This is a genomic window from Bradyrhizobium sp. KZN70725, from assembly GCF_055264925.1.
The window spans coordinates 35,471-47,556 of sequence record NZ_JBUYWT010000041.1 but is presented as its reverse complement, the minus strand read 5'-3'; the positions used below and the strand labels follow the sequence as shown (position 1 = coordinate 47,556).

Genomic DNA, 12,086 nt, shown 5'->3' with positions numbered 1-12,086 from the left:
CGTATTGCCGACACTCATGTTCTTGCCACAGCGCCAGGCCGCCGCCGCAGGGAGCGCGACGGACGCACCCTTCAACCCAGGCATGGTCAGGGAGCTTGCGCGCAATCTCGCCGGCAAGTCGTTCGAGGCGCCGGACGAGAAATTGCCGAACGGCCTGACGGACCTCAACTACGACCAGTACCGCTCGATCCGCTTCACGTCCGAGCGCGCACTGTGGCGCGGCGCGAAGCTGCCGTTCGAGGCGCAGTTCTTCCACCGCGGCTTCTTCTACAAGAACAAGGTCAAGATCTTCGAGGTCGCTGACGGCAAGGTCAGCGAAGTCAAGTACAGCAAGGACATGTTCTCGTTCGGCGAGACCGTGCCTGACTTCACCGAGACCGACCTCGGCTTTGCCGGATTTCGCATCCACGCGCCGATCAACAAGCCGGACTACTATGACGAGGTCTGCGTCTTCCTCGGCGCGAGCTATTTCCGCGCGGTCGCCAAGGACGAGACCTACGGCCTGTCGGCGCGCGGCCTGTCGATCGATACCGGCGAAGCCAAGGGCGAGGAGTTTCCGTTCTTCAAGGCGTTCTGGCTCGAGCGTCCCGTGCCCAACGCGACCTCGCTGGTCATTCACGCCTTGCTCGACAGCAAGAGCTGCGCGGCAAGCTACCGCTTCACGATCAGGCCTGGAGCGACCACGGTGTTCGATGTCGAGGCATCGCTCTATCCGCGTGCCGATCTCGAGCACGTGGGCCTTGCGCCGATGACGAGCATGTTCTTCTTCGGGCCCAACGATCGCAACGAGGTCGACGACTTCAGGCCGTCGGTGCACGATTCGGACGGGCTTGCGATCTACAACGGCAAGGGCGAGAGCCTGTGGCGCCCGCTGAGCAATCCGCGCGACCTCCAGATCAGCACGTTCCAGGACGTCAATCCGCATGGCTTCGGTCTGATGCAGCGCGAGAAGAATTTCTTCGCCTATCAGGACATCGAATCGCGCTTCGAGAAGCGTCCGAGCTTGTGGGTCGAGCCGATCGGCGACTGGGGCGAGGGCGCGGTCATCCTGTTCGAGATCCCGACCAAGGAAGAGATCCACGACAACATCGCCGCGTTCTGGCGGCCGAAGGCGCCGCCCAAGGCCAAGAGCGAGACCAATTTCACCTATCGCCTGCATTGGGGGCCGGATGCGCCGAAGCCGCATTCGCTCGCGCGCTTCACGCGCAGCGGCATCGGCGCGCATGGCGAGAACAGCAAGCTGTTCGTGCTCGACCTGTTCGGTGACAATCTGAAGGGGATCGATCCCGGCAGCGTCAAGGGCGTCGTGACGGCCGAGAAGTCCGAGATCACGAATGTCGTCACGCAGCCAAATCCGAATACCGGCGGATGGCGGCTCAGCTTCCAATGCGCCGTCAAGAAGGACCCGGTCGAGCTGCGTGCGCATCTGGCGCAGGATGACAAGCCGCTCTCCGAGATCTGGGTCTATCGATGGGCGCCATAGTCACGTCGCCTCAGTCCGACGTCGCCGCGGCGGCCGACGGCTTCCTGCCACAAGAGAGCCCGCTTGCGATGTCGGCGGCCGATCTCGGCCGGCCGCCGCATGCGGTGAGCACGCCGGTGTCGGTCGGCGCGGGCATGTTGATGCGCCGCGCGTTCGTCCTGATGCTGACGGCGGCGCTGACCGGTGCCGGCGCCTACGAGATGTACATGGTGGTCCAGGTCGGCGGCGTGACGATCATGGAAGGCATGGTGCTGGTGCTGTTCGTCGCGCTGCTCGCCTGGATCGCGTTTTCGTTCGCTTCGGCGCTCGCCGGCTTCTTCGCTCTGCTTCGCCGCAACGGCAACGCCTTGCCGATCCGCGACGACGGTCCCTTGCCGCAGCTCGCGAGCCGGACCGCGGTCCTGCTCCCGACCTACAACGAGAATGCGCATCAATTGATGGCGCGCCTGCGCGCCATCTACGAGTCCGTCGAGGCAACCGGGCAGGGCGACAGCTTCGACTGGTTCGTGCTCAGCGACACCCGCGATCCCGATATCTGGATCGCCGAGGAGAGGGCGTTCCTCGAACTCTGCGAGGCCTGCGGCGCGCAGCGGCTGTTCTACCGGCATCGCGCCGACAATACGGCGCGCAAGTCCGGCAATGTCGGCGAGTGGATCACGCGGTTTGGCGGCGCCTATCGGTTCATGATCGTGCTCGACGCCGACAGCCTGATGTCGGGCGACACCATGGTGCGGATGGCGCACGCGATGGAGACCAACCCGCAGGCGGCGCTGCTGCAGACGCTGCCGGTCATCGTCAATGCGCGCAGCCTGTTCAGCCGCCTGCAACAGTTCGCCGGCCGGCTGTACGGGCCGATGGTCGCCGCCGGTGTCGCGTGGTGGCACGGCTCCGAGGGCAATTACTGGGGGCACAATGCCATCATCAGGATCGAGGCATTTGCGGAGCAGGCGGGGCTGCCCGAGCTCTCCGGACGCAAGCCGTTCGGCGGACATATCCTGAGCCACGACTTTGTCGAGGCGGCGCTGATGCGGCGCGCCGGCTGGGGCATCTACATGGCGCCGATGCTCGGCGGCAGCTTCGAAGAGGTGCCGCCGTCGCTATTGGATTTTGCCGCGCGCGACCGCCGCTGGTGCCAGGGCAATCTGCAGCATCTCGCCGTGCTGAGGACGCGCCGGCTGCACTGGATCTCGCGGCTGCATTTCATGACCGGGATCGGCTCCTACATCACCGCGCCGCTCTGGCTCTCGTTCCTGCTGCTCGGAATCCTGATCTCGTTGCAGGCGCGCTTCATTCGCCCCGAATATTTTCCGAAGGGCTTTTCGCTGTTCCCGAACTGGCCGGCGCAGGACCCGGTGCTCGCCGCCTGGGTGTTTGGCCTCACCATGGCGCTGCTGATCGTACCGAAGGTGCTCGGCTTCCTCCTGTTGCTGACGCGCTCGGACGTGCGCCGGCAATTCGGCGGCGGCTTCCGGGCTCTTACGGGCGTGATCGCCGAGGTGCTGATCTCGGCGATGATCGCGCCCGTCATGATGGTGTTCCAGTCGATCGCGGTCGTCGAGATCCTGCTCGGCCGGGACGCCGGCTGGCAGACGCAGCGGCGCGACGACGGCGCGGTCGAGCGGCGGGAGCTGTATCGGAAGTATGGCGTTCCCACCGCCTTCGGTGTCGCGATGGCGATAAGCGCCTGGGCGGTGTCGCTGCCGCTGTTGCTGTGGATGTCGCCGGTGATCGTTGGCCTGCTGTTTGCGATTCCGATCGGCGCCTGGACCGCCCGGCCGGCGATGCACGCGCTGTTCGTGACGCCGGAGGAAGCTAAGCCGCCACGCGTGCTGGTCCGCGCCAATGAGCTGGCGGCATCGCCGGCACGCGCATCGGCCCCTGCGCTCGCGACGTTGCGGCAGGATTCCGGGCTGTTGCAGCGCCATCTCTCGTCGCTGCCGCCGGCGCGGCGCGGCGGTCCGGGTGAGATCGATCTTCACCTCGCGGTGGCGCGTGCGCGGATCGAGGCAAGCGACAGCTTCGACCAGGCGATCCGCCATCTCACGCCTCGCGAGACGTTGGCCGTGCTCGGTGATTCCGCGCTGCTGGAAGGGGTGCTTGCGAAGTAGTGTGGGGGGCTCAGGCCGCTTCCGGCAGCTTCGTCTGCAGGGACCGGGGATCGCGCGGCAGCGTGACGCGGACGACGGTGCCGACGCCGAGCTTGGAGCGCAGCCGCATCGAGCCGCCGTGCAGATTGGTGAGCGAGCGCGCGATCGCAAGTCCGAGACCGGAGCCCTGGTAGCTCTTGGTGAGTTGGCTCTCGACCTGCTCGAACGGCTTGCCGAGCCGGCGCAGCGATTCCGGCGCGATGCCGATGCCGCTGTCGGCGATCAACAGCACGATCGAGTCATCCAGCATCTGGCCGCGCACCAGCACACGGCCGTGGTCGGGCGTGAACTTCACCGCATTGGAGAGCAGGTTGACGATGATCTGCTTGACCGCGCGGCGGTCGGCGACGACCGAGATCGTGCTTTCGATATTCGACTCCAGCGACAATCCCTTGTGCTCGGCGCGGCCGGAGACCACGCGCAGCGACTCCGCGAGGATGCCGGAGAGATCGAGCGGCTCCATGTCGAACTTCATGCGGCCGGCCTCGATCTTCGACATGTCGAGAATGTCGTTGATGACCTCAAGCAGGTATTTCCCCGACGTCAGGATGTCGTGGCAGTACTCCGCGTATTTGTCCGAGCCGAGCGTGCCGAACAGGCCGCTGCCCATGATCTCGGAGAAGCCGATGATGGCGTTGAGCGGGGTGCGCAGCTCATGGCTCATATTGGCGAGGAATTTCGACTTCGCGGCGTTGGCGTCCTCGGCGCGAGTCTTCTCCTGCGAATATTTTTCGGCGAGGTCGGCAAGCTCGACGGCCTGCCGCTCCAGCTCGGATTGCGAGCGCTGCAGGTCGATCACCGTGGCGCGCAGGCGCAGGTCGTTGTCGACCAGCTTCTGCTCGTGCGCCTTGATGCGGGTGATGTCGGTGCCGACGGAGACGTAGCCGCCGTCCTTGGTGCGGCGCTCGCTGATGTGCAGCCAGCTGCCGTCGTCGAGCTGGGCCTCGAAGGTGCGGGCGCCGGGCGCCGGCACGCCGCTCTCGTGCAGGCGGGTGCGCACTTCCGGCATGCTGCCGACCTCGATCACGGTCTCGTAGGAGGTGCCGGGGCTGACGGCGGAATCGGGTAGCTTGTGCAGCCGCTGGAAGTGCGAGTTGCAGAGCACGAGACGATCGTCGGCGTCCCATAGCACGAAGGCTTCCGGAATGGTCTCGATCGCGTCGCGCAGCCTGAGATCGGCTTCCACCGACTTCTCGGCGAGGCTCTTCTGCTCGGTGATGTCGACCGCGATGCCGATCAGGTGCAGGCCGCCGTCGGCGGCGGCGTGGCTGAGCTCGCAGCGCACGCGCAGCCAGATCCAGTGGCCGCCGACATGGCGCATGCGGAAGCTCTGGTCGATGTGATCGATCTTTCCCGATATCAGCTGGTCGGCGATGTCGAACAGGTTGATGTCGTCCGAATTCACCAGCGCGTTGACCTCGCCGAAGGTGAGGAGGTCGTTGCGGGTGTCGAGGCCGAGCAGGGTGAACATCGACTGCGACCAGAAGATCCGGCCGCGCGACAGGTCCCAGTCCCACAATCCGCAGCGGCCGCGGTTGAGCGCGGTGTCGATCCGGCCGCGCACGGCGTCGTTGATCAGGTCGCCCTCGCGGGCGCGGGTCGATTGCCAGTGGAACGCGAAGCCGAGGATCAGCACCACGAAGCTCGTGGTCGCCGACAGCGTCACCGAGAGTGCCGCATCCGATCCCCAGATCGGCTCGTTCATCTCCTGGATGACGACGACCTGGCCGGGCAGCGACTTGACGAGCTGCGAGATCGCCAGCGCGCCGGTGCCGCCGGGCAGCGTCATGTCGCTGACCGTGCCCTGCTGGCCGGGCGCGACGAGCAGTTGCGCGGTGGAGACGATGTCGAGGATGCGGTCGTTCTCGCCGGCGCCGTCGACCGGCACGCGCGCCAGCACGCGGTGATCGGCGCTGGTGATGATGACGTGGCGGCCGTAGGCGATGCCCCAGGACGGGATCAGGTCCGGCAGCAGTTCCTGCATCCGCTCGATGTTGGCGAGCCGGTCGCGCCGCACCGAGGTCAGGCGATCGAGACGTTCGGCGAGGATGTCGGACAGTGCAGCAAGGTCGCGCTTCATCGCGCCGCGCTTCTGCCGGTTCTGGTCGATCACCTGGACGAAGGCGCCGAGGCAGATCGTGATGAGGAAGGCGATGATGAGCGTAGGGACAGCGCGGCGCAGTGCAGGCTCGGCCGTCAGGAGCCTGTGATAGGCCGGTTTCGCGATCGACTGCGCCAATCCCTTGATCGAATCGGATTGGACGCACGCGTTCGCTGCATGCGCGCGCGCCATGCCTGAGACCCCCGCTCTAAGCTGATTTTTTACCCGGTTCGGATGCTCCCCACGATGCATCCGAATCATGATCATTTGAATCCAGATTTCCGGGACTGTCGAGAGTCAACGATTCGTTAATGCGAAAAAATTCTTGTCCCGGGAAGAATCATGCGGCGCAAAGCGAGTCCGAAACGGGAACGGCTCCGTAGAATTACCCGCGCGTCGGCTCTGCGTGACTGATCACACGCTTCACGGTGGGGAACGCACGACGCAGTTTGCGTTCGATCTCGTCGACGCTTTCGTGCACCTTGATCACACTCATCGAAGGCTGCGCGCGGCAATGGAAGTTGACGACCTCGCCGGCGTCGGTGTTGCGGACCCGCACATTGTGGATGTCATGGATCGCGCCGCTATCGGCAAAGCCGGTCAGCGCCGCCTTGATGGCTTCGACGCGGTCCGGCGCGGCGTCGGTTCCCCACGGCAGTTCCGGCTCGAGCGGCTCGATATGGGTGTCGACCTCGACGTCCTCGCCGAAATCCTCGCGGATCGCGCGCTCGAGCCCGTGGGCGATGTCGTGCGCCGCGTCGAGCGCCATGTCGCTGTCGACCTCGAGGTCGATGCCGACGATCAGCTTGCCGCCGATGTCGTGCACCGTGACGTGGTGGATGGCGAGGCCGGAATTGCGCGCGATCACCATGATGCGCTCGCGCACGCTCTCATTGTCGCGCGCCACCGGCACCGCGGTGAAGGTGAGGTCGGCGTCGCCGAACGTCTTGGTCAGCGCCGCCTGCGCCCGGCGCTTGATGTCCTCGACGCGGTCGATCGGGTAGGTGCGCGGCACCTTGGCGATGGCATCGATGAAATGCGTCGCGCCGACCATGCGGACGCGCAACCGGTCGACATCGACCACCCCCGGCACGGCCTTGATGGCGGCGGTGGCCTTCTCCAGCGCGCCTTCGGGCGCGCGGTCGAGCAGGGTCTCGACCGTCTCCCGCGCCATGCGTAGGCCGAGCAGGGCGATCATCACCGCGACCGCGATCGCCGCTGCGGCATCGCCCCACCAGAAGCCGAAGCCGGCGAGCACCAGGCCGACGATGACGGCGGTCGAGCCCATCACGTCGGAGGCGAAATGCAGCGCATCGGCGGCCAGCGCCTGGCTCTTGGTGTCGCGCGCGGCGCGGTGCAGCGCGCGGGCCCGCCACAGATTGACGCCGATATCGATGACCAGAACGACAAAGGGAATGGCCGAGATCGACGGCGGCGGCGCGCCCTCGCGCAGATGGCTGTAGGCCTGGACCAGGATGCCGCCGGCCAGCACGTAGAGCAGGGCGATGATGCCGAGCGCCGAGACGCTCTCGAACTTGCCGTGTCCGTAATGATGCTCGGCGTCGGCCGGCTGGTCCGACACCCGCACCACCGCCCAGGTGATGATGGTGGCGACCAGGTCGATCGACGAGTGCAGCGCCTCCGAGATCAGCGCCAGCGATCCGATCGCGATGCCGACCACGAACTTCGCCACCGCCATGCTGCCGCTGGCGAGGATCGAGATCGCGGCGACCGATGTCTTGGTGGAGGGGGCGCTGGTGCTGGAAGAGCTCATGGGCGGCGGTTTAGCAGGGAGTTGGTGAACATCAAGTGTCGTTGATGAAACGCAATCGCCACTCAGTTGCAATTGCAGGATTTTGCCAAAATCACGCGGTCGTCCCGGCGGAAGCCAGAATCCACAACCATAGGGTTGTGTGGTTGAAGTGAGCTGTGGCAACCGCATCGCGTCATGACTCGCATTCGGGGTAATGGGTCCTGGCTTCCGCCAAGACGACGCTGGATGTGTTGCGCGACGTGTCAACCGAACATCTGCGTTCTCGCGGCGCGTTTCGCCCGAGCTTTGCAAAATCGTTTCGCCACGACACAAGAGGGCGCAGGGAATGCCGGGTGCGCGCTGCACCGCCCGTCGTGTCGAATGGGTAACTCATGCCGCCATCTCGACGCGTAACGTAGGATGGGTAGAGCGCACGAAACCCATCATGTCGGCGTGCGGATGCAATCGATGGGTTTCGCTTCGCTCTACCCATCCTACGAGCTAATGATCCAAAGCGGCCCTTGCCATTTAAGGACCGATTGGTCTATATATCGGCAATGAGCCGCCAAACCACCATGCAGGCGCCCCGTGGCCGCCCGCGAAGTTTCGACGTGGACGCCGCCATCGAACGCGCGATGAATGTGTTCTGGTCGCGCGGCTATCACGCCACGGCACTCCCGGACCTGCTGCGTGCGACAAAACTCTCGCGCGGCAGCCTTTATGCCGCTTTCGGCGACAAGCACTCGCTGTTCCTGCGCGCACTCGATCGCTACATTGCCGATGCCCTGACCCGGATGGATGACGAACTCGATCCCCGCAGAGATCCGGTCGATGGCCTGCGGGCCTACCTTGCCGGTTACGTTGAGCGCACGTGCGGTGCCAATGGCCGGCGCGGCTGCCTGTTGGTGGCGACGGCGATGGAGCTGGCCGGCCAGGATGCCGAGGTTGGTCGTCGCTTCGCGAGCTTCTTCAAAACCATGGAGACCAGGGTGGCGGACGCATTTTCCCGTGCGGAGACCGCGGGCAGATTGGCCGATGGCGTCGAGCCTTCGAGTGCCGCCCGAATCCTGATCTGTTTCCTTTGGGGGCTGCGCGTGGTCGCAAAGACGGCTCCGGCACGTACCACATCGCAGGCCACCGCTGACGCGCTGCTCGATCGCTTCATCAAATAAGCAACTGTTGGAATGACCCTTGATGTCCTCTGGACGTCTGCGCGATCGGTACGCCCATATATGGACCGATCGGTCTTGAAAGGAAGGATGCGATGTCTGCCATCCAGATCATTTGCGCGGTGGCCGTTCCCTTGCTCTGGGGTTATCAGTTCGTGGTCATCAAGGTCGGCGTCACCGAGTTTCCGCCGCTGTTCTTCCTCGGACTGCGTTTCCTGGCCATCGCGCTGCTGCTTGTTCCGTTCGTCAGAAGGCCGACACGCCAACAACTCGGCCCTGTCTCAGCTATTTCGGTTTTCCTCGGCGGACTGAACTTCGGGCTGTTCTATGTCGGCCTTGGGCTCGGCTCGGGGAGCATGTCGGCGGTCGCCTATCAACTCGCCCCGCCGTTCACCGTGCTGCTCGCCTGGCCGCTGCTCGCGGAGCGGCCGTCGCTCGTCACATCCGCTGGCGTGGTGCTGGCGTTCGTCGGCGTGGTGGTGCTGGCGGCGGGGCCGGGGCTGTCGGCAAACGTGCTGCCGCTGCTGCTCGTGGTTGCCGCGGCGTTCGCATTCGCGGTGTCCACCGTCCTGACGAAACGCTACGGCCCGTTTGATCCCCTGATGCTGATGGGGTGGTCGTCGCTGCTCACGGTGCCGCAGGTGATGTTGATGTCGCTGTTGCTGGAATACGGACAGCTGGCGAGCCTTGGCACTGCGGATCAACGGGGCTGGCTGGCGCTCGCCTACACCGTCTTCATCGGCGGCATTGTCGGGTTCGGCCTGTGGTTCTGGCTGATCGCCCGCTGCTCCATGGCCCGTGTCGCCCCCTTCGGTCTGCTGCTTCCGGTGTTCGCTTTGATCTCGAGCGTGCTGTTCCTTGGCGACCAGGTGACGCCGAAACTGGTTGTCGGCGGACTGCTCGCGATCTCCGGCGTCGCCATCACACAGGTCAGACCGGGTGCGAAGTCGGACCAGTCGTAGCGCTCGCAGGGACCGAATTCGGCCGTGGTCGATGGTTCCGCTCCCACAACAGGGAACCGCCTTCGGGCGGTCTTCCGTTTGCGTAAAATGCGAACGGTTCGCCATCGCCAGGACGTGAGCACGTGCGGCAAATCAGCGCCCTCCCGGCAGGGCTGTTGCGCTGTGCCTCACCTTCAAATCCGGCAATCGCGGCATGCACGGCTGCCCGGCGCGTGATTTCCCGCGCCAGACATCTTTTTTGACCGCTCAGCCCGCAGCGTTGGTGTGCAGCTTGTGCCAGAGCGCGCAGCCATGCGGACGGATGCTGCCGGACATGTTTCGACGTCGCAACTTCGGGTGGAACGATTGCCCTCTGGAAGTATTTGGCGGCGATGCTCTCGGTGCTCAGGGAGTGGACCAATATCCAATGCAGAAGGGAGAGGCCACATGAGGAGCGTTTTCGCGAAGGCGTCAATCCTCGGGGTTGTCAGCGCGGGGCTGATCGGTACGGCTGCGGCACAGACTCAAGATTTGCGCAATGGCGCGGCCGATGCGACCAAGCAGGCAAATTCGGTCTTGCTGAAACAGCTGCCGTTTAACGACACCTCCGATTTCGACGCCGCGAACAAAGGCTTCATGGCCGCGCTGCCTTCCGAGGCAATCAAGGGAAGCACGGGCAACGCGATCTGGAACCCGCAGCAGTACGGATTCATCAGCGACGCGACAGCCCCCGATACGGTCAACCCAAGCCTGTGGCGACAATCCCGGCTGATCAACATCTCCGGCTTGTTCGAGGTGACCGACGGCATCTATCAGGTCCGCAATCAGGACCTGTCGAACATGACGATCATCGAGGGCAGCGAGGGCATTACAATCGTCGATCCGCTCGTGTCGGCAGAGACGGCAAAGGTGGCGCTCGACCTGTACCGCTCGAAGCGCGGAAACAAACCCGTCAAGGCCGTGATCTACACCCACAGCCACGTCGATCACTATGGTGGTGTGCGGGGCGTCACCAGCGAGGACGACGTCCAGTCCGGCAAGGTCAAGATCTACGCGCCGGATGGATTCCTGGAGGCTGCGGTCGCCGAGAACGTCATGGCCGGCACCGCGATGAGCCGGCGCGCCAGCTACATGTACGGCAACCTGCTCAAGGCGGATCCGAAAGGTCAGGTCGGCGCGGGTCTCGGCACCACGACCTCGGCGGGCACGGTCACGCTCATCGCGCCGACCAACATCATCAAGGAAACCGGACAGAAAGAGAAGATCGACGGCTTGACCTACGAATTTCTGATGGCGCCCGGTTCGGAAGCGCCGTCGGAGATGATGTGGTTCATCGAGGAAAAGAAGGCGATGGAATCCGCCGAGGACGCGACCCACACGCTGCACAATACATATTCGCTTCGCGGCGCCAAAATTCGCGAGCCGCTCCCCTGGTCGAAGTACCTCAACCAGGCGCTGGTGATGTGGGGCGACAAGGTCGACGTGGTGTTTGCGCAGCATCACTGGCCGACATGGGGCAATGACAAGGTGGTCTCACTTCTGGAGAGCCAGCGCGACCTTTACCGCTTCATCAACGACCAGACCTTGCGCATGGTCAACCACGGCATGACGATGCGCGAGATCGCCGACGGATTCAAAATGCCTGACAGCCTCGCCAACGTCTGGGCAAACCGTGGTTACTACGGCTCGATCTATCATGACGTGGCCGCCACCTATGTTCTTTATCTTGGCTGGTTCGACGGCAACCCGGCCACCCTGCACGAACTGCCGCCGGTCGAGGCGAGCAAGAAGTACGTCGAGTTCATGGGCGGCAGCGACGAGGTTCTGAAGAAGGCCAAGGCTTCCTACGACAAGGGCGAATATCGCTGGGTGGCTCAAGCCGTCCACCACGTCGTGTTCGCCGATCCCGACAATCAGGCCGCCAAGAATCTCGAAGCCGACGCGCTCGAGCAGCTCGGCTATCAGGCCGAGTCCGGACCGTGGCGCAACTTCTACCTGACCGGCGCCCAGGAGCTGCGCAACGGTGTCGCCAAGCTGCCGACGCCGAACACCGCGAGCCCCGATACGGTGCGCGCGATGTCCGCGGATTTGTTCTTCGACTATCTCGGGGTTCGCCTCAACGCGGAGAAGGCCGGCAACGCGCATGCGAAGCTCAACTTCGAGTTCGGCAAGGACGGCAACTACTTCGTCGAACTGAAGAACGGAGTGCTGAACCACACGGCGAACATGAAGTCCAACAATGCCGATGCGACCGTCGCGTTGTCGCGGGATACGCTGAACGGCATCATCCTGCAGCAAACCAGGTTTGATGATGCCATCTCGGCCGGCGCGGTGAAGGTCAGCGGAGACCAGACCAAGCTGCGCGATCTCGTGTCGTATCTCGACACGTTCGACTTCTGGTTCAATATCGTGACGCCGAACCAGACGGCTCAATCCGCCACGACGGGGCGAGGGGGAACGTCGCGATAATCATAACGATAATCACACGGTCA

Annotated in this window: 7 protein-coding genes; 5 read left to right on the top strand and 2 right to left on the bottom strand. The window is 64.4% G+C overall.

Features of this window, described 5'->3' with window-relative positions; genetic code table 11:
- The first annotated feature begins 16 nt into the window (after window positions 1–16).
- Window positions 17–1,483, top strand: a complete 1,467-nt coding sequence (locus ACZBJS_RS30245; protein WP_463439644.1) for a glucan biosynthesis protein G — start codon at window positions 17–19, stop codon at window positions 1,481–1,483.
- Window positions 1,471–3,591 (top strand): glucans biosynthesis glucosyltransferase MdoH, encoded by a 2,121-nt coding sequence (mdoH, locus tag ACZBJS_RS30240; protein ID WP_463439643.1) that lies wholly within the window; start codon window positions 1,471–1,473, stop codon window positions 3,589–3,591. Before ACZBJS_RS30245 ends, mdoH begins: the two co-directional genes overlap by 13 nt.
- Window positions 3,592–3,601: 10 nt before the next feature.
- Here mdoH and ACZBJS_RS30235 read toward each other — a convergent pair whose 3' ends face one another.
- On the bottom strand, window positions 3,602–5,923 hold the full coding sequence (locus tag ACZBJS_RS30235) for a sensor histidine kinase (RefSeq protein ID WP_456791894.1): 2,322 nt from the start codon (window positions 5,921–5,923) through the stop codon (window positions 3,602–3,604).
- 193 nt (window positions 5,924–6,116) lie between these two features.
- On the bottom strand, window positions 6,117–7,505 hold the full coding sequence (locus tag ACZBJS_RS30230; protein ID WP_463439642.1) for a cation-efflux pump: 1,389 nt from the start codon (window positions 7,503–7,505) through the stop codon (window positions 6,117–6,119).
- 554 nt (window positions 7,506–8,059) lie between these two features.
- Between ACZBJS_RS30230 and ACZBJS_RS30225 the strand changes: the two genes are divergently transcribed.
- The 3 genes from ACZBJS_RS30225 to ACZBJS_RS30215 all read left to right on the top strand — a co-directional run bounded on the left by ACZBJS_RS30225 (window position 8,060) and on the right by ACZBJS_RS30215 (window position 12,063).
- Window positions 8,060–8,656 (top strand): TetR/AcrR family transcriptional regulator, encoded by a 597-nt coding sequence (locus ACZBJS_RS30225; protein ID WP_076833590.1) that lies wholly within the window; start codon window positions 8,060–8,062, stop codon window positions 8,654–8,656.
- 92 nt (window positions 8,657–8,748) lie between these two features.
- A complete protein-coding gene (locus ACZBJS_RS30220; RefSeq protein ID WP_076833340.1) occupies window positions 8,749–9,615 on the top strand; it encodes a DMT family transporter in 867 nt (288 codons plus the stop codon).
- A 426-nt stretch (window positions 9,616–10,041) separates the two neighbouring features.
- Window positions 10,042–12,063, top strand: coding sequence for an alkyl/aryl-sulfatase (locus ACZBJS_RS30215; RefSeq protein WP_316397108.1), 2,022 nt, complete (start codon window positions 10,042–10,044; stop codon window positions 12,061–12,063).
- Window positions 12,064–12,086 lie beyond the last annotated feature (23 nt).